The following is a 20,847-nucleotide window of genomic DNA, read 5'->3' on the forward strand; positions in this document are numbered from 1 at the left end:
AGCGATACCGTGTTCCTCTTAAACCTGGCAACCGCTACGATCCAGGCAACTTGTAAGCCCAGCAATTGGCACAACAGCGATAACCCGTTCGATCCTGCGAACCGATTTGACGTAACGAAGTTATTGTAAGCATTAAAAGATAATCCACTTGCGCTGGTCACGGATTGATAGCGTATGTTGAGAATATTTGTTCCGGGAATTAAAATGAAAGACAAGGAAAATGCCCTTAACCCTGAATCCAACTATGTGTGATAGGAATGAGTTTGGTTCGAGATTTATCGGAATCTCAAGAGCGAAATCGTTGACCCTGAAAAAGACGTCGAAAGGGTGACCGCTTAAATCGATACGAATCTGTCAGGAGGGAAGGCTATGCCCAATGCAAGCCAGTGGAATAGTGCGGTAGCGAATAAAGTTAAAGCCTTAGGACCTATCAAGACTTGGCTTCGAAGCCTTGTAGACGATAACGACCTCGACTGGGAGTCTCAGAAGTCGGCACATCACGCTCTGCAATTTTTGGTGTTGGCGGAGTATGAAATATGGAACATGCAGTATTCGACCACCCAAGAACCACGTGATTTTTACAATGAGGGCGAGGACACTGACGCCTAATAATACGCATTGATCAGTTCATGTTGTGAGGTCTGTATGGAAACTCATAAGTATTCGGTAACCAACCCTGTATTGGACCACTTCTGGGATGAGCAGAAAACGTATCAGGAATCGTTCTGCCTCGCTTCCACTGAATCTCCTGGCGGCGAGTAAGCTGAATCTTCTGGTGCTTCGATTCCAAAAGGCTCGCCGTGCAGATTGTCTTCCTCCTTCTGCTATCGCTCCTCTTCTCAATCACGCCTGCGCTTGCCGATCCTGGCTTCGGCGAGAAGTACGAGCGCGACTACATCATCTTCAATCCGATCAATCAGTACCGTCCTGACAATCCGCTGAATCCGATCAACGCTTACGATCCGAAGAATCCGTTTAATCCTGTAAATCAATACGATCCAGGCAACCCGGCCAATCCGATCAACCAGTTCAACCCGAACAACCCCTTCAATTCCATCAACCAATTCAATCCCAAGAACCCGTTGAACCCCATCAATCAACGAATACAACCCATCTACGCCCTTCCAGCCGCTGAACTCCTCGCCGCGTCACTCGCGCTAACAGACGCTGGAACTTCAAGGGGTTGATAGCCGAGGTTCATGCAGGTTTGTGGATGAACGAGAGGAAGCGCAGTGACCGAGGTGACTGTACTTTTCACCTTTTTAGAAACAACGAGTCATTATATATCGAAATAACTACCCACTCATCAGCCCACTTCGCTCACCTGCTCCCGCTGTCAACCCAATTTAGAAATGTCCTCTTTCTCCCAAAATAGAAATGTCCGGTTTTATGTTCCGACCGCCGCCGCGTGGCTTGTACGTTCTGGCCGCAGGCGCTTGCGCCACGGATGGTCCGGCCTCGGCGTGACCGGGCGCCGTGGTCGATGAACCGTCTTGGCCTCAGCCGCCTTCATGGGCCGCGACGTGATCGCGTGAAAGTCGAGCGCCCGGCCCTGGTGCGTGATCCGCATCGTCCCGTCCACATGCTCTTCCACCAGCACACGGGGGGCTCGGACCGTCTCATGAATCTGATAGAGTCCCCCCTGATGCGCGATGGTGAAATCCTTGCGCAGACAGCGGGTCGTCTTGATGCACAGGCTCCTGTCCAACTCGCGGCTCGTTGGGCGGGGACGATGCAGATCGGCGACCTGGGTTGGCTGAACGGTGAAGCGCTGATTGTAGATCGGCAGATACCCCTCCAGAAACTGATTCGCCGCATCCAGCGCGGAGACGTCCGCGAGCCGCATCTCCTTGATCACCCGATCTTGAAAGGTCTGAAAGAGCCGCTCCACCCGTCCCTTCGCCTGGGGCGAGTGGGCTGGGATCAACTCAACCCCCAGTTCGCCCAACGCCCGTCCAAACTGACTCGTAGGAGTCACTCCCGCGAGTTGTTCGTCCAGGGTGGGCGGGACCGGCGATTGATAGGTTGTATGCTTGTCCGCGTAGAGGGCCAGCGGAACCCCATACTGCATCACGTAGCGCGTGAAGCTATCCATCGCTGGGAGCGTGCCTTCGTACCCATAGAACCGGGCATACACCCGACTGGACGCATCATCGATGTAGGCCATCAACACGCAACGGGGGCCGCGCCCCTCGAACCAGTCATGATGCGACCCATCAAGCTGCACCAATTCCCCCCGATGTGCCGTTCGCTCCCGCCAGGCCCGATGCGGGCGCGTCCGCCGCTGGAAGTGCGGCACCCCGGTCGCCAGGAGCCAGCCCCGCAGGGTTTCGTCGCTGAGCGTGATCCCATGGCGCTCGGCCAGCTTCTCCGCCGCCAACGTCGGTCCAAAATCTCCATACTGTTTCTCGTACAGCTTCAGCGCCTTGGTCTTAACCTGCTCCGAGATCCGCCGGTTCGACGGCTTCCCCCGCCCCCGATGCGCGAGCCCTGAGTCGCCTGCCTGCTCCACCCGTGCGAGGAGGCGTCGGATGTGGCGTGGCGTCAGCCCCAGGAGGGTAGCCGCCTTCACCTGCGTCAGCTTCTGCTCCCTCGTCTGGCGAATCACATGCACCCGCCTGAGTTCCTTCACACTCATGATGACTCTGTCCTCTCTGACCATCCGGCCCTCCTTGTGAGGGCCGGCAGTCTATCAGTGAAGAGGACATTTCTATCTTGGCGAAAGCGGACATTATCACTTTGGGATTACAGCTCACCTGCTCCCGCTTGACACCTACCCGTGGACGGCCTAGCCTGGCGACTCCAAGCCAAGGCACTGTATGTCCCAATGTACGTCAACGAGTTTGAGTTTCACTATATCCATCGCATGAATGCGGACATCTTCGGCACAGCGATCAAGGCGTGCTGACCATGAGATTTCTGGTATTCGCAGTAAGCTTTCTGATACCAGTATTTTCATACGCCGAGCCTGTGAATCTCCATAAGGCTGAGTCCCTACCACCACATACCGACAATAAGCCCGCTGATCCCAAGGAAATAGGCGAGGTTGGAAAGGTAGTTCAGCCATCGCCTCCTTCTCTGCCTGCCTCTGTCAACATTACAGTAGGAGGCAATTTGAAGCTTGCTCCAGATATGGAAGAGGCCAAGACACCAGAAAAAAAGGAATGGTCCAACGAGTTTTTCAACGTAAAGGCTACTGACTGGATAATTGCTGCCTTTACGATTGTAATTGGCGTCTATACATGTTTTTTGTATAGAGCCACCAACAAACTTGCTCGTATTTCCCGTGAACAGGAACGATGGAGCAAAGCTATTGAACGTGCTTATGTTTTTGCAAAGGTAGAACGTATCGTGAATGAGATAACTTCTACCTTTGAAGGAACCACGGCTCCTATGGCTAGAACCCTGTTTATCAATCATGGGAAAACCCCAGCCATTATTATTAATATGACTGGAGCGCCTTACCTGATGGATATCGCTCCCCAACAATTGGCCCAAACTCCCGATGACGACAGACGCCTTCCTGAAGGATGGGTCATCGCTAGCGGAGGAGAGTTTGGCCGCCCGATCGAAATAGGCATTAGCGATCAAGAGTTGAAAACCGTTCTTGAGGGTACGCTCAAGCTCTATTGTGCCGGAATGATTAAGTACAAGGACATTCTCGGGCATGAGCGAAAAACCAGCTATTGCTGGGAATTTATTCCGCGCCAGAATCGGTTTCAGTTCTGTAAGGACAGCCATTTGAACGAGTACACCTAACAATATCACTAGGGTAAGGACGGCTAGACAGCCGGATGACATCCAGCCTTTTTCATCCCCGGAAAGTTCGGGATAATCGCCCTGATCTGAAAGGCCACTGGCGCGGCGCGATTCCGCCCTCCATTGGACTGAGAAACCGATAGCAAATCGATTGGTGAATTGAATACAACCATTTCCCCACACCTCGCCTTGCGGTTTGCCCGTACCTCTCCTAAAATACGCCACCTTGTGAGACTCCCCTCATGCCCTTCTCGATTCGCCCATCTCATCGCTTCCCCGTATGTTGTCCCGTGACCTACCAATGTGGGAACTTTGAGGGCCACGGCACAGTTTGGAATCTTTCCCTCACGGGCCTGCGCTTCTCAGGTAACCTTCCGTTACTGATCGGGGACGTGTGTTCCCTCACGGTGATTCTCCCCAATGAGAAAACGCTCTACGTGCTCGCGGCAGCGGTTCACTGGGTGCAGCGAGGCGAGGAGTATGGGGTTGAAACCCTCGTGATGGACGACGAGTCAGAGGAGGATCTGGAACAGTACATCTGCCAGCGGGTCGAGGATAGATGGGTTGAGCTTCATACACGGCGAGCGGCTCGACCGCGCAAGGATGAAGTGGATAGAGATTGCTGACAATTGCTGAAGGGCATGCTACACGTTCAGCTACTGGAATGGTTAGGGTGGATTGTTGAAAAGCGGGTGGCGAGGGGGGCGAGGCACTGAAGGTTCTCTTAAACAAAATAGGACTTCCCACATGACCTCAAAGGTGTGCCTGGCGAGGCAACTCTTATTCTTGGGCGCACTTAGCTTGCTACTTAGTGGCTGCCCCGCGATGCTCAGTGGCAGGGTGACCACTATCGCTGAGACACCCCCACCGCAACAATCTCTGTTCATGGTGATCTCCCAGAACTCTGCAAGTTTAAGGGAAAGAGTGATAGTTGAACTTATTGAAAAAAAGATGTCCGAACGAGGGTTTCTCAAGGCCTCTTCTCCAGAGCTTGCCAAGGTTACTGTCCACTATAAATACTCAATCGGACCTAGCCGAACTGATGTAAGTGTGAGCAGCTCCCCAGATTTTGTCTATGGGGGGAAACAAGTTTCCTCTTCATCCTCGACGACATATCCTCGCACTTTCGAGATCGCTGTAATGGGCAACGTGAAATCTAAGGTTTCTGGCAAGATCGAGATAATTTGGCTCGGAGAGGTATATAGTTCCGGGTCATCTGCGGACATGACTTTACTAGCGCCGAACTTCATTGATATTTTGTTTGAGAACTACGGTAAGACCGTGACAAATCAGAAATTTTCGCGGCAAATCAATTGGTAGCTTGTGGTGTCTTAAATCAGGCTTTCGTTTTTTCAGCTTCCCTTCTCTGGCTCCTCTTATTTTCACTTAGTCCAACTTTGGCTGCCAATTTCTCCGGCCAAGTCGTCTCTGTCCTCGACGGCGACACCATCGAAGTCCTGAACGGACATCACGCAGAACGCATACGTCTCAGCGGCATTAACTGCCCTGAGAAAGGTCAAGCATTTGGCAAGCAAGCCAAGCAAGCGGCTTCCGAGTTGGTGTTCGGCAAGGAAGTCACGCTCCAGACGCACGGCTACGACAAGTACAAGCGCACCCTTGCCGATGTGCTGCTCCCCGACGGCACAAACGTCAACCACACGCTGGTCAAAGACGGCTGGTGCTGGTGGTATCGGAAGTATGCGCCGGGGAATGTCACGCTGGAACAGTTAGAGACTGAGGCACGGGAAGCGCGGCGAGGCTTGTGGGCCGATCCGTACCCGCTGCCGCCGTGGGAGTGGCGGAAACGGAGATAGCCGCCTCAACTAGGAGCAAGTAGTCATCCAATGATAACGTCTCAGGTTGGGAGAACTTACACTTTACCTTGTGCCGCTGCTTTTAGAAGCCACTTTGAGGCCTCAAGATCATCCTTTGGAACACCGCGACCCTGAGCATAGATATTTCCTAGAGCAGCCTGTGCCTCTCCGAGATCTTGCTCCGCAGCAACTTTAAAACATTTTACGGCTTCGCCATCATTTTGAGGAGTGCCAAGTCCGTTTGCATATCTCAACCCCAGTGCCCAATATGCAGCAACAGTAGCCTGGCCCTGCAAAACCGCCTTTTGGAGCCACTTGACGGCTTCAGCATGATCCTGAGGCACACCTTGGCCCAGGGCATAGGAGTGCCCCAGAAATTCTTGTCCTGGTGCACAGCCCTGTTCGGCTGATTTTCGAAACCATTTCACTGCCTCTGTGAAACTTTGAGGTACACCATTGCCTCTGGCATCCAATACCCCTAGTGACCACTGGACTGTGGGATCACCTTGTTTGGCTTCTTTCTGAATCCTCGTCACTTGCGCGGAAAGATCCTCTCAGGAGTTAGCTACCTTCTTAAAGAGCATCTAAGTCAACTCATAGAAGAAGAGATTATCCGGAGGTCGGTGAGCTGGTAGGCTCGTGACAGATTACCCGTATAGCTTTGAATAGTTCCAACCTGAGTGAACCTCGTCAAGTATCCATCGCCGGATGACATGTTAACATTGCCTAAATTATCAATGCTATCTTACTCCGACTGATGTACCGGGGCCAGACTGTCCGAACTACAGCCAAGTTGTGTCGCAGAACAGAGTAGCGTTTAATAGGGCGGCAGGCCTGGTAAATCTGAATATCGGAGGGCACACGTATGAAACCGCTACGGGATACCATCCAAGAGACTTTCCAACTGTGGAAAGCTAGAGAGAATGACTTTTCGAAAGGCGTGCTCATACCATTGCTCGAAAGGATGGGTTTTCTTGACCCGCACTTCACTGGAGGAATCAGCGAGGAAGGAATCGATGTGCTCTTCCACGAAAATGTATTTCCCGAAGGCATCCCTCGCTTCACGGGTGTCCAGGTGAAGGTGGAGGACATCCGAGCAAAAGTTGGAACACATCATAGCCCCAGCGCGTTAGAGGATCAGATACGTCAGGCCTTTGAAAAGCGAGTCGGCCTGCGAGGCCAGAATCCGTTCACGCGGATTTCAACTCTAGTTGTATGCAGTACAGGTGAGATAACGACACCGGCTCGAAAAGAGATCGAGGAGGGAAAGCATGGTGATCGACGCCTCGGCGCTCCGATCCGATTTTGGGATGGTTCAGACCTCGCCATGTTTATAGAAAAGCACTGGCTGGACCCGTTTGTTCGGCTTACCGGCATGTCCGTACCACCAGGCCTTCAGCAAGTTGTCATTCAAGGTGATTCCTTGGCTTTTGGTATCGGACTGGCCAAGGCCGGTAATAGTGACACGGCTATCCCAGTTCTGGAACAGTGCATACGTGAGGCTGCTCTCTGGCTTGGGGCTGCTCACCTTCTCGGTGATAAAAACGCGCATCGGATGCTTCGTGCCGCAAAAACTCTGATAGAGTTCGACAGCGATCACTACAATCAATTCTGGATTGCCGGGTATGCTGAGTTTCTATTGAAGAATGATGAAGCTGCGGTAGGGTATCTTGAGCAGGCTGTCAAACTCCTTGATATTGATCGTAGTGATCAAGTCCAGAAGGGACCAGGCTTCCAAGAGCGATACCTACAAACTCTGGGTATGCTCATCGAAATAGCAAACCGTTCGAATTCTACTAAAGAAAGGCAAGTATTGATAAATCGCTATCGCGAAAAACACCGTTTCATTACGACCGAACTTAGCTACCGGCCAGTACCACTAGGAGAGTGGGAAAGGCCATCCGAATTGATCGAAAGCAGATGATCGGATATCACTACACTGGGGTAGGGGAAAACGGGCGAGCTATCGCCCGGCTGCGTGCTAGAAACTGTGAGTGTTGGACGGCAATGACGAAACTGAGGGAACAGACGATCACGGGAGCGGGCACACTACGGTTCGGGGCAGGACGTGCTTACATGGTTTTTCTCCCTTCGTTGAAGGTGAGAATGACGATATTCACGGTCCAAAAATGTCCAAGTGAGGGAAACCGGGACATTCTACTTTTCCGCCAATGCCTGATGGTTACTTGCGCTGTTCTGTAGTCGGGAGTACCCTAAGTCCACTGGTTGGTCCGCTTGTCGGAGGCTTGCGATGCCGGTTCTATTCCTCCTTCTTCTCCTGCTGCTTCCACCGCCTTTCACCATCCACGCGGAAGATATCGGAGAACTGAGCGCGAATCCATACAATCCTGAATCCACGTCCAATCCGTTCGCTGCTGGCAGTCCCTTCAAGTCGGACGGCATCAACAATCCCTTCAGCCCCTACGGCAGTCCGTTCAGCAATCAATCGGCGACGAATCCCTTCGCTACCGATGCGCCTCGGCTGTATGACTAACAGGGGAACTACCGCTGCAAGCTGAGCACGAACCCATATGATCCTGACTCAACCAGCAACCTCTACGGCCGCTACGGCTCTCCGTTCTCACCAGACTCGATCAAGAATCCCTAAGGCCGCGACCTCCGAATTGAAGGACGCTGATCACTTCGCTGAACCGGTCCATGTGATCCCATGGCTGCTTGACACCTTAATCCTACACCGCAGCCACCGGTTTGTTGTCGTAGCCATGCCCGGCAGTGACCGACCTGCTACCACCTGCGAGGCGCACCGCTCGTGCCAGTAAGACTGTCACTCCCGCTGCTTATCCCTCTCCGGCACGCCGGCAACGGCCTCTGCCTCGTGTTTCCTCCGTGAAATGTGCATTGGCTCTCCTCTTCCTGTGAGAGAGCCAACTTCATTTCAACATACAAGGAGGAAACATGATGGCTACCAACAACAAACCCGCGAACACGCTGCGTTGCGGCAACATCAAAGCGACGATCTGGGAGAACACCAGCGAGAAGGGCCCGTTCTTCTCAGCGACCTTCTCCCGGCCGTTCAAGGATCACACCGGTACCTGGCGCAATGCATCATCCTTTGGTCTTCATGACCTAGAAGCGTTGATGAACGTTGCGCTTGAGGCTAAGGAGTGGATCTCCGCTCACGCCTTGAAGCGCTGAGCCGCTTCAGGGGGAAGCCTCTGGCCCTCCGGGGGTTTTCCATCAACCATGTACTCTTTTACCTTTTGCATTAAGCACAGGATGCACGGCTTACTGAGGAACTTCCTAGCTAATGGTGAAGTTTTCGGGAAGAAGGTCACTCTGATCCTGCACTCGTGCTTCACTCGCTCAGGCATGGCGGGATCAGGAGGTTAACTTCAGCGTGAGTTCCCCACAATGTTTGCGAAATGATTACCGGTCACTCTGTCAGCGGTGTGCAAGCCAGGTCTACGTCCACAGAGACAACATGCCACATAGTCTGTCGTGGGAAGGGTTGGAGAAGTTGCGATACGAAGAGGTTGTGACTGCCTTGGCAGACTGACAACGCAGAGACATTGGAGAAAGTGCAGTTCCCACTCCCCGGTGGGGTGCTACTTCTTTTTGAAGAAGATGGAGATGAACGAGGCGGCGAACCAGGCCGGGGCCAGCATTCCGATAGCAATAATGCCGAGCAAGATGGCATCTCCACCCACCCCTATACTTGCTCCAGGGGATTTTTCTGCTCCGACCATCGCCATAATAACCAACCAGACAATTACGCCTACAGTCACTCCGAGGCCACTCAATTCTTCTCCATCGATCCCTTTCATAATTGCACCCCGCGTTTCCCTGTGCGCTGGTGGCAATTTACCCCCCAAGGCGTACTCGTATCTACCCCGCTTAAGTACCGGCTATTGGGTGACGGTATCGAAAAGGCTCAACTACCATTGTGGTAGAACCCCTAATGGAATGACTAACCTTTCCATGAACGGAGCACCAACGATGATTTCAGGAATCTTTTCCCAGTCTGTCGCGGAACCCTGGACTTTCGAATGGGGGGCAACGCTGGCGGCTCGGCAGGCTGTTCGGCAACGCTAGCGCGACTCTCTCCTAGAATTTAGACGGTTTGTTCAATTCCCCACCAAACGGGGAATTGAAGTGCTGGCCTTTCTAAATGAGGATAGTAACATGCAAACTCTATCCTGGCCGTCGATAGGTTTTTATTGTCTGTTTAGCATCTTCGTCTTTTATCAGCAGCTTCACGCTAAGAATTTTCGCAGCTCAAATCAAAGCTATGCGCTGGCCCTCAACATGTCCGCGCTATTGGGCATGGCCACCGGCCTTGCATACCTCGTGTACTACGGCTGGAATGTCGTTTGGTGGGCAGCACTGTTCGTCTTTGTCATCGGGCTACTAGCGTCAATACTTGGTTTTTGGGTCGAGCGTCTCGTTGGCGCAACGGCGCTCAGCGTCGGGGCGTTTGTTGGTTGGCCTTTTTGTGCCTACTTTATGTTTAGTTATGTGTCTCGGGGCGGCTGACTCTTTCGCTGCTCGAACTTGCGCAGCCCGGAGGATGTCACACACTTGCGCTCAACCATTCAACGGCATGATGGGCCACGAGCGTGCTCCTAGCTGAGGGAGGCTTACATGGGTCTTTTCGACATATTCCGTAAGAAGTCGCCTGGCGACGCAATGGAGGAGGAGTTGCTACGACTTGCACCTATTCTCTTTCCCGGCGGCCCCGAGCAAATTCAAGCCGCAGGAAGATCAATCTCAGCCATGCTTGACAACCGAATTCCACCGGAAGGCGCAGCCCAACTCTACGCGTCAACAAAGTACTTGGCTCACACCGCCGAGGACAAGACCAAGCCCAGAATCGTAGGGTATATCCTCAGGCGTGGCATGGGAATATTGTCGGCTGAGGACGCCAGCGCAATCTACGACCAATTCATCGTCGCCGCTTCGCCGAACGCCGCACAACAGGCACCACATCCGTCAACAGAGTCTCCTCCCAATCGACTCGCATGCCACAGATGTGCAGCGCCAATGCAACCAGGATTTCGGTACTGCACTAAGTGCGGCTGCCAGTTGTCGAACGCTGCACAACAGGCACCATATCCGTCAGCAGACGGAGCGGTGTTCATCAACGCAAACCTCGGGGACCGCGAGTACACCCTCACAAGCCGCGAGCATTCGGTTCGCATCAAAGCTACGCTGTTCACTACTATTGTGCTCTGCCTTCGCTCATCAGGATGGCCCGGCGCCGCCAATCTCTTCGATGCTTCGGGCACCGCGATAAACGTGCTCCCCGGTTCATATCCCATTTCCGAGCAAGACGCGAAGGATATTGCTTCCTCCATTTCAGGCCTTCTTGCCTCCCGCGAAAGTAACCGGAAAATCGTAGAGGATTTGGCCCCTCTAATTGCCATCGCTTCGAAGGGTGCCTTCACGATTCACGCATGATTTTCAATCGTAGGCTTGCTGGCTAACCTTTAATCCATGTGAGTGAGCGAGCGTGACGCTAGCCGGAGACTGTACAAACCATCCCTGCGGAAACATGAGGCCGTGATGAACTCTAAAACCGACCCATCAGAATGCGCTGTATTCAACTATCTCTAACGTGGGAACAGGCAACCGATCGCCGAAAATGATTTGCTAGAACCCCTCAAGGTGTTTCCTTACAGCCTCGTTAGAGGTCAGCGGGCTATTCATCGAGTAGCGCCTATCGAAGTAGGTCTGGTGTGCTGATATGGATTCACGCAGTTTTCTTGCTCCGTCTAACCCATGCCGCCGTGGGAGTGGCGAAAGAAGAAGTAGCTAGCATCAAAAATAGCTTGTAGCAGCATAAACCCCAATCTCAGTGACTTCTCCCGAACAGAGAAATTGCACATCTTACCCATAAAGTAGGATAGACACCTTCCCACAGTCGAGCTAGCCTTGAGGTGTCTGGTGTGGAGTCCCATTTTGGAGCCACTGGAAACACTGGTCTATCCTTAATGAACACTTGGACACGAATTAGTGCTGAGGATGCAACGTGCCATCCACTCTACGGTGTGAGGGGATGGCTAAGCGGGTTTGCTTTCGCCCTCATGTTCGGCTTTATTCAAGAATTCCAGCCAATCCTTTCTGAAGCATTTAAAGCGGTCGGTCCTATCGATTTCTTGGCCCACGATATCCCAATCATCAGAGCCCTAAAAGTTGCTCTGTTGATCGACGCGCTGGCAGCAATCACAATCTATTGGCTGCTTTTCTCAAAACATCAGAGCTTTCGTCCAATATCTGTCTGCATTTTGTTAAGTATCTGGCCAGCCCAGGCTCTCAGAGGCTTTCTAGACCCATCCCCTGCAGTGGTGGATGCGCTCGCACTGAGCTTTTTTACATACGTAGTTAATTGTGCGATCTGGGTTACATATCTCCAAAGGTCGAAGCGCGTCCGGGTGACGTTTGAGCACAGTGTGAAAACGGGTCAAGATAATGTCGTGGCTCACACGTGATCTTCCCTCTGAACAGAAAGCAAGAGAGACGGTCACTAACATTACCTCCGTGCATGAAGATCGCCCTGATGAACAGATCGCGTATGTCTGTCGGAACAAAGCCCATGAACCTCGTTTGCATAAGTCTGATGGTCCTCCTGGGGCTATGTTCAGTTTCCGCAGTCTACCCTGCAAGCCGCCCATTCTGGACTGAGAAATCATCGTTTATCGAAGGAGACGAGTTGTTTGTCGTGGGGGTGGCGTCAAAAGCACGGACGGTTGAACAAGGGCGACGGCAGGCGTTTGAGCAGGGCAAGGTTGAGCTGATGAACTTCGCACAGATCACCAACCTCGAAGCGCAAGGGCTCGTGATTGAGACGCAGATGACGTTTGAGGAGCCGAACGCGGATGGCACCGTGACGGTGTATCGCCTGTTGCGAGTTCCTGCGTCCAAGCTCGTAGCGATTCAAGGTCGTCTTCAGGCACAGAGCCGGGCCCAGGAGCAGGCCATAGAGGAGTCGCGGAAAGAACTGGCAGTGATCCAGCAAACACTCGGCGAAAAAGCCACGAAACTGGATCAGCAGCAGCGGCAAGTTGAGCATGTGTTGCAGCAGATCAATAAGACAATTCAGTCGACCGGTACGTCGACCAATCGGTCAGAGGGAAGTGTCTCGTTGGTCGACCGCCTCAAAGAGGCAGACGCCAAGCTCGACGCGAATGAACAGGAAGTAAGCCGACTTTCCCGTCAAGTTCAGGAGCGAGTAATGTCTCGCTCTCTGAAAGCCTGTCAATATATCACTCCCGGAATGAATCAATCTGAAGTGGGGAAATTGCTGGGGCCCTCAGACGGGGTGTCTCGTAAGGTAATACAAGAAGAGGGCAATTGGGACAGTGTGGATACTTGGGGGTATGGGAATAGCGTCGTGATATTTACCACGCGAAAGGTTGTCTCAGGGGTTTTAGGGTGTACGCGATAATGCTCGCACGCTCAGCGATTCACCGGTAGTAGAACCTCTCCATGTGGAGAAAGCCACACCACCTCTCGACTGCGGGGGTGGATTAGGTGCGGTAACAGCCCATAGTTGTTGACACGGGTGGACGGGAGAACGATAAAGTGCTTTTCGGATTATTTGGGAAAAAAGAGAAAAGCGTTGAGGCACGCTCTAATATGGGTGAGCCCCAAGCATTAATCGTGTATTTGTGCCAAAAATGCGCTGCGCTAATACCATATTTAGCGACTCCGTGTACAGACTGCGGATTTCTACCTGCTTCAACCGAAGAAATTAAGTTAGGGTTGTTTCTCAGCACCTCCACAATGCGTTATAGCACTATAGCGACAACTGGCGGGTGGTTACGTGATGGTCTTCCAATTACTGGAATTACCGATGACTTTGAGGACAGATTCGCGAAATTTAAATCGGATCCAAATACCGATGAAGTTGTTGCCGTAATTCAAAAGCACCGTGCCACGCCTGGGATCCAACGAGTTATAGACAATTTCAAGCCGTTAATGGCAATGGCCAAGTGCAATACTTGCGGCAGGGAAACACCTTCATCGCATACATTTTGCCAACATTGTAGGTCTTTTGATGTTTACGTTGCAGAGTTGATGAAATACAAAAAATGTTTGGCGGATGTTCTTCTTTGGCTTGAGGCGGTTTGTGCACCTATAGAGCATCCCGATTTTGCCATCTTTATGCACAAGCTCGCATTATATAAAGCCCATGCCATTGAGACAGGCCACGTGATGACTAAGGAGCAGGGACTGGAAGTCAGGCGGGCAGTCCTTAACATCCAAAAGTTCCCGTCTCGTGATGGGGAGCTGGTACTAACTGTTCTGGGCGATTCAATCACCGTTGAGAACATCCTCAATACCCAGCCAACCCAGCAAGACGACAAGTCTGCGATGTTTAAATTGGGTGTTGCGTTATTTGAGAACTTTTTCTTCTATTGTAACAATGGCCTGAAGCTTGAAGGAAAAGAGGTAAGAGATCGATCGCCCTTGGAGAAGGCTTTGGAGGCTGCCGGGCAAGGCGATGCGGGGGCAAAGTTTACGCTCGGCTTGATGTACGGCAAAGGACGCGGTGTGACCCCAGATGCCGCGCAGGCGGTGCACTGGTATACGAAGGCTGCGGAGGCCGGGCATGCAGAGGGGCAGTACGTGCTTGGCTTGAGTTACGCCAACGGGCTCGGTGTCACACGAGACGACACGCAGGCGGTGCACTGGTATACGAAGGCCGCGGAGGCCGGGCATGCGAAGGGGCAGTACGAGCTTGGCTTGAGTTACGCCGACGGGCTCGGTGTGACGCGAGACGATGTGCAGGCGGTGCACTGGTATACGAAAGCTGCGGAGGCTGGGGATGTCAATGGACAGTACATGCTTGGTTACATGTACGCCGACGGGCGCGGTGTGATGCGAGACGATGCGCAGGCGGTGCACTGGTTTACGAAGGCTGCGGAGGCCGGGTATGCGGGCGCACAGCAGATGCTTGGCTGGCTGTACGCCGACGGGCGCGGTGTGACGCAAGACGATGTGCAGGCGGTGCGCTGGTATACGAAGGCCGCGGAGGCTGGGGATGCGGAGGGGCAGTACAGGCTTGGCTTCATGTACAAGAACGGGCACGGTGTGACGCGAGACGAGGCGCAAATGGCGCGCTGGTTTACGAAAGCCGCGGAGGCCGGGCATGCGGGCGCACAGTGGATGCTTGGCTTGAGTTACGCCGAAGAGCGCGGTGTCACACGAGACGACGCGCAGGCGGTCCACTGGCTTACGAAAGCCGCGGAGGCCGGGCATGCAGAGGGGCAGTACAGCCTTGGCGTCATGCACACAAAAGGGTGCTGTGTGACGCGAGACGACGCGCAGGCGGTGCACTGGTTTACGAAAGCCGCGGAGGCGGGGCATGCGAAGGGGCAGTACGAGCTTGGCTTGAGTTACGCCGAAGGGCGCGGTGTCACACGAGACGACGCGCAGGCGGTCCACTGGCTTACGAAAGCCGCGGAGGCCGGGTATGCGGGCGCACAGTACATGCTTGGCTTCTTGTACACACAGGGGTGCGGTGTGACGCGAGACGACGCGCAGGCGGCGCACTGGTATACGAAGGCCGCGGAGGCTGGGCATACGGGCGCACAGTACATGCTTGGCATCACGTACACACAGGGGCGCGATGTCATACGATGCGACGCGCAGGCGGTGCACTGGTTTACGAAAGCCTCGGAGGCTGGGCATGCGGCCGCACAGTACATGCTTGGCTTCATGTACACACAGGGGCGCGGTGTGACGCGAGACGACGCGCAGGCGGCGCACTGGTTTACGAAGGCCGCCGAGGCCGGACATGCGAAGGGGCAGTACGCGATTGGCTTGAGTTACGCCGAAGGGCGCGGTGTCACACGAGACGACGCGCAGGCGATGCGCTGGTATACGAAGGCCGCGGAGGCCGGATCTGCGGAGGGGCAGTACAGCCTTGGCGTCATGTACATAAACGGGTGCGGTGTCACACGAGACGACGTGCAGGCGGTGCACTGGTTTACGAAAGCCGCGGAGGCCGGGGATGCGGATGGGCAATACGCGCTCGGCTTGATGTACGCCGAAGGACTCGGTGTGACGCGAGACGATGTGCAGGCTTACAAGTGGTATGCGATTGCCAGTTCTACTCAGACTGGTAATGGGCACAGAAAAGAAGCTGTCAAATGCCGTGATGGTATTGCAGGGAAGATATCAACACAGCAGTTGGCCGAGGCACAGCGACTGGTTCGCGAGTGGAAGCCCGTGAAGTGTAAGTGCTAAGAAATAAACTGAAACGTTCTGCCTTCTGCCTTTTTCTGCACCGTGACCTCCCTTGTGCTGATGCCCTGGCTGGGAATAGACTGGCGGTGGGAAAGAAAGCTTGAGGCTGAGGCTGAGGTTAAGGCTCAGTAAAGAGGATTGTTATGGTGGTTGTCGTCCTCCTTCTCCTGTCGCTGCTCTTTTCCGTCACACCCGTGTTTGCCGATCCTGGCTTCGACGAGAAATATGAGCGCGACTACAACATCTTCAATCCGATCAACGAGTACCGTCCTGATAATCCTCTCAATCCCATCAACTCCGTTGATCCCAAGAATCCATTCAACCCAATTAACAGTGTCGATCCCGGCAATCCCGCGAATCCGATCAATCGTATCAATCCGAACAATCCCTTTAATCCTATTAACGAAGTCAATCCCAACAATCCGCTCAACCCGATCAACAAGATTAACCCAAATACTCCGTTCGAGCCCCTCAACAGGCCATCTCGATCCGGTCGCTAATCAGGACCGACGTTGCTTGGCTTTATCGCATCCAATCAGGTTTTGTGGTAGCCACCGGCAGTAGCCGACCGGCTAGCACCTGCGAGGCGCAACGCTCGCGCCAGTCAGACTGTCACTCCCGCCGCTTCTTCCTCTCCGGCACGCCGCCGACGGCCTCTGCCTCGTGTTTCCTCCCCGAAATGTGCGTTGACTCTCCTCTTCCTGCGAGAGAGCCAACTTCATTTCAACAAGGAGGAACCAAGATGGCTACCAACAACAAACCTGCGAACCAGCTGCGATGTGGCAACATCAAAGCGACCATCTGGCAGAATAGCAGCGAGAAGGGTCCGTTCTTCTCAACGATTTTCTCTAGGCCCTTCAAAGATCAGTCCGGGGCGTGGCGCAACGGCACCTCATTCGGTTTCAACGACCTGGAGGCACTGCTCACGGTAGCCCGTGAGGCCAAGGAGTGGATGGCCGCTCATGTCTTGAATCGCTGAGCTGCTTCACTGGGAAGCCTCCGGCCCTCCGGGGGCTTCCTTCACTCTTGACACTAGCCTGCCGTGAGCCTAGCCTTCCTCTAAACATAGAGGCTATACTGTTACCCAATGGGGACAACTAAGTAGTCGTGCATGGGGGAGTACATCCATTCTGGGGGTCGGAAGCAACTTATACGTTGCTTAGATCAGAATTTTCCGATAATAATGATGTTGACACGCTGTGACTCCAGCCATATCGCCATTCATGGCTAAAAAGCAATCTACCTCTCTCCCAGACTACGAACGCCCTCCTGTAATTGAAGTGGTTTATGGTATGCAGTTCGCCTCGCTTATAGAACTGCGCACTCCTCTGATTGGATTACTTTGGCAGAATATCAAGAGCGATTACCCTAAATTTCAGGAAATGCCTGTTCTATCTCAAGTAATAGAACGCTTTGATCAAGAGGCAAAAACGGAAACAGCATCTCTCGAACTCCTGGAGGGACCTCCTCTCCCACGGGTTTTTTTCCTGGATGCCAATGAGAACTGGGTCATGCAGATTCAGAATGATCGATTCCTCCATAACTGGAAGAGAGTAAAAGAAGGAGACGTTTACCCAAGATTTAACGCGGTATCTGAAAAGTTTTTCGAAGCCTGGGAGAAGTTTTCGCAATTTTGTCGTTCCGAAAGCGTTTCTGCGCCAAAATTGAACCAATTGGAATTGACATACATCAATCACATCCCTGTTCGTGAAGGCAAATCTGTTGTGGAAGAAATCGAGTCTGTTTTCCCTGATATGCGCTGGCACAGGGAACACGAGTTTCTCCCCAATCCAGAATCGCTCTCCTGGAAAACCTCTTTCCTCCTTCCTAACAGTCAAGGGCGTTTGCATGTGTCTTTGCGTCACGCTTTGCGTCGAAAGGAAAAGACGCCCGTTCTGCTCCTTGAGTTAACAGCCAGAGGAATGCCATCAACAACTGAGCTCTCTAAGATCAAGGATTGGTTTTCCCTTGGTCGCGAATGGATTGTCAGAGGCTTCACGGATCTAACTGATGCCCATGTGCAGAGAGAGCTGTGGGGGCGGAAGGGATAACCTTGACCGACTACGCCGTTGAAGATATCACTTCCAAACATGGACACACAGGGACGCTGTATAGGCGCGCATACATCGTCCCCTCGGCCCTGGAAGGGCTAGATGAACTGCGGCCCAAGTTTTTCACTCTTCAGAGGTCGAGTATTCCATCAGCACTTACGTATCTGCCTTCTACAGCCGCTGAGACTTGGGGCGATCAAGGATTAGTTACCGTTAGCGACTTCTTGAACATAACCACCAATACGACAGTTAGTAATGCAGGCTGCCTTGTTCAATGGACTCCTTCAGAGTCTTTTGATCTAAGAAATATCGCTATTTCCAATCTTGGCCAAGGAGTCCGCAACCTACTTTGGATGGATGAGTTAGTTGGCACCTTTGTAGAGGTGCAACAAAACACTCAAGCTAAAAGCGTACTTCTTTCGGACGAAGTTCAGACGCTTTGCGAACGTTATAGACTATCAAGCTACCTCCAACGAGCACTGCGACTGGCTCGGCAAGCCTTCCTGGGCCTCAAGAGCATTGAAGTAACTGCACAGAATGATCCTGAAAGTGATGATGAGTGGGTTGCCATTGTAGTGCAGATCCATGGGGAAATTAGAACCGTGCTTGACATGTATGACGACTACACCACAATGTTAGTTGACAATATTCCGTGGCCAGCCCGAGACAAGATTCGGCTAATTTATGACTTGATATAGCCGTGGACCCCAGAAAGTTTCTTGAACTCGCACAACTACTTGCCTCCGGAACTCCACAACCCGAACGCCTGAGAACTGCAACAAGTCGCGCCTACTACGCCGTTTATAATCTTGCCTCCCAGAGACTAGTCGAAATGGGGTTCCCAATATCGACAGGCTCTAGTGGCCACGGGGAGGTTAGAAATAAGCTCAGTTACAGCAAAGATAAGGACCTACAAAATGTCAGCTCTCAACTTGGAGACTTACAAGGTTTTCGCATCTCAGCTGATTATCGAATGACGAACACACAAGCTGAAAATCCAGAGAATGTAAAGGCCCATGTTGACCAGGCTAAGAGGATGATTGATACCATGGAACGTAGTTGCTCAGGCCCAGGAAGAACCAAAATCATTGAAGCGATTAAAGAAGGAGAACGACTCATCAGAGGTGGGGGTCAGACCACCACCTGACGATGACCAGCCCGACTCAACCACCCGTATAGATCCGATCGTTAGTTAGAGTCACCGACCTCTCTTTTTGCCATATCTCATAGCGTTTTCAAGAATGAATACTAATCTAGCACTACTTTCATTTTTGATTCACCGACAAGGCAAGATTGAGCCATCTCAGTCGTTCTCCCATCCTTCTGTGTTCCATCGGATCTTCTTGTTGGTACTTCTTGAGTAACTCACTGAGTTCCTTCTTATAGTCCCTCCCGGCAAGCCATATGAAGATCACACCCTCGCGCAAGAGTCCTGCCCGGCCCATCATCCGATACACCCTTCCAGCCCATTGTAGTCTTGCAGAAGTTGACATCTCCTTCATCGTTTTTTCATAGGGCTCAACTCTCTTTGAGGGTCTTACTAGCCCGTACTTGGCTGAGAGCACATACCATTCGTCACAGTTTGTTATGGCCCATTCACGTGATTTCTTGAAAAGCGTAGAGGTATACAACTGTTCAGCATGAGCTGGCACTGCAAGCTTCCGTTTAACGCATGACACTAAACCGATTCTCTTTGTTGGGGGCATTGCCTTGACTCCCTCTGCGCGTCAAGCCTTCGTATTCTTAAGAATAATGCTGTTCGAAGTTTCAATTTCGATTTCATCTGGCAAGGCTGTGGCTAATATGGCCCCTACAATTCGGGATCGCCAAGGGTGAGGATTGTTCGGGCCACCAGGCACCAAGGAAGCGGAGCCGTTCCTGGACAGATGCTTCCACCACACCTTAAATCGTTCCTCCGGTATCTCATCGACGTTATTTGTACGATGTGATCTGACCCGAATTCCATCGGCACCAACAGATAACACGTCGTTAATCACTCCCTGAACCATGGATTTCACATGAGGGCAATCAGGATGTCTCGGACATCTCGGTTGATTAAGAAGGTTTTGGAGAAACTTTGGCCAAACCGTCGACCAAGGTGCTTGCTGTATCATGGTTCGCTCCTTTCTGTTCGAACTTTTGCCTTCACTCCCTTCATTGATCTGCGAGATAATTCTTCTAATATCGGCATCCTTCAATTTGGCCAGCATTACTGTACGAACGAGTTCTCTAGCTGAAGGATTACTTCGGAGAAAATCCATCAAACCAGGATCATTTGTCCTCGCCAGATCAAAAAGCGTATCTTCTCCTCCAAATAGCGTGGCCATTCTTCTAATAACCTCTGGTCGAGGCGGCGGCTCTTTGTCTTGTTCTATTTTGCTGAGGTAAGCAGCCGATAAATGAAGCTCCTCTGCGGCCATTCGTAGTCCAAGCCCTTGCTCACGCCTGAGATGCTGAAGTGCCTTGCCGAACGATTTTGTCATAATTATAGTGTTAAGTGTTACGCAACACTATACTCCTAATTATCACTAAATCAAGAGTAAATTGTGTCCCGAGGTCTTAATGCTTGGTGTGCTAATTTTGTGCGGGAAATCCTCACAAACGACCAAATTAGCTAGAAGCAATGTAATCAGTAGAAAGCCAGCAAGCTCATGATTTTCAAAGATAAACGGGGAAACCTTCGCAACATCGAGCAGTTCGAATTATTGCTCTGTTGCCACTCTTAATCAGCGGGCCGTAGGTTCGACCCCTACACGGCCCACCAAACCGAACTTCGTTCGTGCCATGCGCCTCACAATTATGGGGCACGGATAAACCCCTCCAGTAGACCTGTCCTTTTATCAGATATTTCACTTGCGCGTGCCGGCGGCTATTCGGGTGCACCCTCTCTGTATTGATGCAGCCGGATCAACCCCTCCAGTTGACCGTCACTTTTTATCATTCGTACGGGGATCTCCTCCTCGCAATAGAGCCCGCTGGGGAGGGCACCTTCCCTCTCAAGTTGGGATGCT

The 20,847-nt window shown here is 52.4% G+C and carries 21 protein-coding genes and 1 pseudogene; 17 read left to right on the forward strand and 5 right to left on the reverse strand.

Annotated elements, in window-relative coordinates:
- Nucleotides 1-800: 800 nt before the first annotated feature.
- Complete coding sequence (locus tag HZB34_12820) at nucleotides 801-1,187, forward strand: hypothetical protein (protein MBI5316843.1); 387 nt, start codon at nucleotides 801-803, stop codon at nucleotides 1,185-1,187.
- 200 nt (nucleotides 1,188-1,387) lie between these two features.
- Here HZB34_12820 and HZB34_12825 read toward each other — a convergent pair whose 3' ends face one another.
- Nucleotides 1,388-2,662, reverse strand: coding sequence for an ISNCY family transposase (locus HZB34_12825; protein MBI5316844.1), 1,275 nt, complete (start codon nucleotides 2,660-2,662; stop codon nucleotides 1,388-1,390).
- 248 nt (nucleotides 2,663-2,910) lie between these two features.
- Here HZB34_12825 and HZB34_12830 point away from each other — a divergent pair, with 248 nt between their 5' ends.
- From HZB34_12830 to HZB34_12845, 4 genes are all read left to right on the forward strand, one after another.
- Entirely contained in the window at nucleotides 2,911-3,759 is an 849-nt protein-coding gene (locus tag HZB34_12830) for a hypothetical protein (protein ID MBI5316845.1), read from the forward strand.
- A gap of 290 nt (nucleotides 3,760-4,049) precedes the next feature.
- A complete protein-coding gene (locus tag HZB34_12835; GenBank protein ID MBI5316846.1) occupies nucleotides 4,050-4,385 on the forward strand; it encodes a PilZ domain-containing protein in 336 nt (111 codons plus the stop codon).
- A 121-nt stretch (nucleotides 4,386-4,506) separates the two neighbouring features.
- Nucleotides 4,507-5,079: a hypothetical protein gene (locus HZB34_12840; GenBank protein ID MBI5316847.1), complete on the forward strand. Its 573-nt coding sequence runs from the start codon at nucleotides 4,507-4,509 to the stop codon at nucleotides 5,077-5,079.
- A 77-nt stretch (nucleotides 5,080-5,156) separates the two neighbouring features.
- Nucleotides 5,157-5,573, forward strand: coding sequence for a thermonuclease family protein (locus HZB34_12845; protein MBI5316848.1), 417 nt, complete (start codon nucleotides 5,157-5,159; stop codon nucleotides 5,571-5,573).
- 56 nt (nucleotides 5,574-5,629) lie between these two features.
- On the opposite strand, the gene HZB34_12850 is transcribed toward HZB34_12845, so the two are convergent.
- Nucleotides 5,630-6,109: a sel1 repeat family protein gene (locus tag HZB34_12850; GenBank protein MBI5316849.1), complete on the reverse strand. Its 480-nt coding sequence runs from the start codon at nucleotides 6,107-6,109 to the stop codon at nucleotides 5,630-5,632.
- A 329-nt stretch (nucleotides 6,110-6,438) separates the two neighbouring features.
- On the opposite strand from HZB34_12850, the gene HZB34_12855 reads away from it, so the two are divergent.
- The 3 genes and pseudogenes from HZB34_12855 (at nucleotide 6,439) to HZB34_12865 (ending at nucleotide 8,729) form a co-directional block, all read left to right on the forward strand.
- Complete coding sequence (locus HZB34_12855; protein MBI5316850.1) at nucleotides 6,439-7,497, forward strand: hypothetical protein; 1,059 nt, start codon at nucleotides 6,439-6,441, stop codon at nucleotides 7,495-7,497.
- Between the two features lie 375 nt (nucleotides 7,498-7,872).
- Nucleotides 7,873-8,181: pseudogene (locus tag HZB34_12860) on the forward strand (hypothetical protein).
- 308 nt (nucleotides 8,182-8,489) lie between these two features.
- Nucleotides 8,490-8,729 (forward strand): hypothetical protein, encoded by a 240-nt coding sequence (locus HZB34_12865; GenBank protein MBI5316851.1) that lies wholly within the window; start codon nucleotides 8,490-8,492, stop codon nucleotides 8,727-8,729.
- Nucleotides 8,730-9,139: 410 nt separating this feature from the next.
- Here HZB34_12865 and HZB34_12870 read toward each other — a convergent pair whose 3' ends face one another.
- Nucleotides 9,140-9,358 (reverse strand): hypothetical protein, encoded by a 219-nt coding sequence (locus HZB34_12870; GenBank protein ID MBI5316852.1) that lies wholly within the window; start codon nucleotides 9,356-9,358, stop codon nucleotides 9,140-9,142.
- A 358-nt stretch (nucleotides 9,359-9,716) separates the two neighbouring features.
- Between HZB34_12870 and HZB34_12875 the strand changes: the two genes are divergently transcribed.
- The 9 genes from HZB34_12875 to HZB34_12915 all read left to right on the forward strand — a co-directional run bounded on the left by HZB34_12875 (nucleotide 9,717) and on the right by HZB34_12915 (nucleotide 18,534).
- The gene (locus tag HZB34_12875; protein ID MBI5316853.1) at nucleotides 9,717-10,067 is read left to right on the forward strand and encodes a hypothetical protein; all 351 of its coding nucleotides are present in this window, start codon (nucleotides 9,717-9,719) and stop codon (nucleotides 10,065-10,067) included.
- A gap of 108 nt (nucleotides 10,068-10,175) precedes the next feature.
- Nucleotides 10,176-10,991: a hypothetical protein gene (locus tag HZB34_12880; GenBank protein MBI5316854.1), complete on the forward strand. Its 816-nt coding sequence runs from the start codon at nucleotides 10,176-10,178 to the stop codon at nucleotides 10,989-10,991.
- Nucleotides 10,992-11,617: 626 nt separating this feature from the next.
- On the forward strand, nucleotides 11,618-12,022 hold the full coding sequence (locus tag HZB34_12885) for a DUF2569 family protein (protein ID MBI5316855.1): 405 nt from the start codon (nucleotides 11,618-11,620) through the stop codon (nucleotides 12,020-12,022).
- 221 nt (nucleotides 12,023-12,243) lie between these two features.
- A complete protein-coding gene (locus HZB34_12890) occupies nucleotides 12,244-12,978 on the forward strand; it encodes a hypothetical protein (protein ID MBI5316856.1) in 735 nt (244 codons plus the stop codon).
- A 929-nt stretch (nucleotides 12,979-13,907) separates the two neighbouring features.
- A complete protein-coding gene (locus tag HZB34_12895) occupies nucleotides 13,908-15,785 on the forward strand; it encodes a sel1 repeat family protein (protein MBI5316857.1) in 1,878 nt (625 codons plus the stop codon).
- Nucleotides 15,786-16,039: 254 nt separating this feature from the next.
- On the forward strand, nucleotides 16,040-16,285 hold the full coding sequence (locus tag HZB34_12900) for a hypothetical protein (GenBank protein ID MBI5316858.1): 246 nt from the start codon (nucleotides 16,040-16,042) through the stop codon (nucleotides 16,283-16,285).
- 242 nt (nucleotides 16,286-16,527) lie between these two features.
- A complete protein-coding gene (locus HZB34_12905) occupies nucleotides 16,528-16,764 on the forward strand; it encodes a hypothetical protein (protein ID MBI5316859.1) in 237 nt (78 codons plus the stop codon).
- A 244-nt stretch (nucleotides 16,765-17,008) separates the two neighbouring features.
- Nucleotides 17,009-17,836, forward strand: coding sequence for a TIGR04255 family protein (locus tag HZB34_12910; GenBank protein MBI5316860.1), 828 nt, complete (start codon nucleotides 17,009-17,011; stop codon nucleotides 17,834-17,836).
- 2 nt (nucleotides 17,837-17,838) lie between these two features.
- The gene (locus HZB34_12915) at nucleotides 17,839-18,534 is read left to right on the forward strand and encodes a hypothetical protein (protein MBI5316861.1); all 696 of its coding nucleotides are present in this window, start codon (nucleotides 17,839-17,841) and stop codon (nucleotides 18,532-18,534) included.
- Between the two features lie 567 nt (nucleotides 18,535-19,101).
- Here HZB34_12915 and HZB34_12920 read toward each other — a convergent pair.
- Nucleotides 19,102-19,329, reverse strand: coding sequence for a hypothetical protein (locus HZB34_12920; protein ID MBI5316862.1), 228 nt, complete (start codon nucleotides 19,327-19,329; stop codon nucleotides 19,102-19,104).
- A gap of 234 nt (nucleotides 19,330-19,563) precedes the next feature.
- Nucleotides 19,564-20,319, reverse strand: a complete 756-nt coding sequence (locus tag HZB34_12925; protein ID MBI5316863.1) for a helix-turn-helix domain-containing protein — start codon at nucleotides 20,317-20,319, stop codon at nucleotides 19,564-19,566.
- Between the last annotated feature and the right edge of the window lie 528 nt (nucleotides 20,320-20,847).

It is taken from the genome of Nitrospirota bacterium (assembly GCA_016219645.1).
GTDB lineage: Bacteria > Nitrospirota > Nitrospiria > Nitrospirales > Nitrospiraceae > Palsa-1315.

What these genes read in the sequence shown, in the direction of transcription:
- HZB34_12825 (MBI5316844.1), bottom strand. Translation starts at nt 2,662, where the DNA reads ATGGTCAGAGAGGACAGAGTCATCATGAGTGTGAAGGAACTCAGGCGG.
- HZB34_12830 (MBI5316845.1), top strand. Translation starts at nt 2,911, where the DNA reads ATGAGATTTCTGGTATTCGCAGTAAGCTTTCTGATACCAGTATTTTCA.
- HZB34_12840 (MBI5316847.1), top strand. Translation starts at nt 4,507, where the DNA reads ATGACCTCAAAGGTGTGCCTGGCGAGGCAACTCTTATTCTTGGGCGCA.
- HZB34_12855 (MBI5316850.1), top strand. Translation starts at nt 6,439, where the DNA reads ATGAAACCGCTACGGGATACCATCCAAGAGACTTTCCAACTGTGGAAA.
- HZB34_12865 (MBI5316851.1), top strand. Translation starts at nt 8,490, where the DNA reads ATGATGGCTACCAACAACAAACCCGCGAACACGCTGCGTTGCGGCAAC.
- HZB34_12870 (MBI5316852.1), bottom strand. Translation starts at nt 9,358, where the DNA reads ATGAAAGGGATCGATGGAGAAGAATTGAGTGGCCTCGGAGTGACTGTA.
- HZB34_12875 (MBI5316853.1), top strand. Translation starts at nt 9,717, where the DNA reads ATGCAAACTCTATCCTGGCCGTCGATAGGTTTTTATTGTCTGTTTAGC.
- HZB34_12880 (MBI5316854.1), top strand. Translation starts at nt 10,176, where the DNA reads ATGGGTCTTTTCGACATATTCCGTAAGAAGTCGCCTGGCGACGCAATG.
- HZB34_12885 (MBI5316855.1), top strand. Translation starts at nt 11,618, where the DNA reads ATGTTCGGCTTTATTCAAGAATTCCAGCCAATCCTTTCTGAAGCATTT.
- HZB34_12895 (MBI5316857.1), top strand. Translation starts at nt 13,908, where the DNA reads ATGTTTAAATTGGGTGTTGCGTTATTTGAGAACTTTTTCTTCTATTGT.
- HZB34_12905 (MBI5316859.1), top strand. Translation starts at nt 16,528, where the DNA reads ATGGCTACCAACAACAAACCTGCGAACCAGCTGCGATGTGGCAACATC.
- HZB34_12910 (MBI5316860.1), top strand. Translation starts at nt 17,009, where the DNA reads ATGGCTAAAAAGCAATCTACCTCTCTCCCAGACTACGAACGCCCTCCT.
- HZB34_12920 (MBI5316862.1), bottom strand. Translation starts at nt 19,329, where the DNA reads ATGTCAACTTCTGCAAGACTACAATGGGCTGGAAGGGTGTATCGGATG.
- HZB34_12925 (MBI5316863.1), bottom strand. Translation starts at nt 20,319, where the DNA reads ATGACAAAATCGTTCGGCAAGGCACTTCAGCATCTCAGGCGTGAGCAA.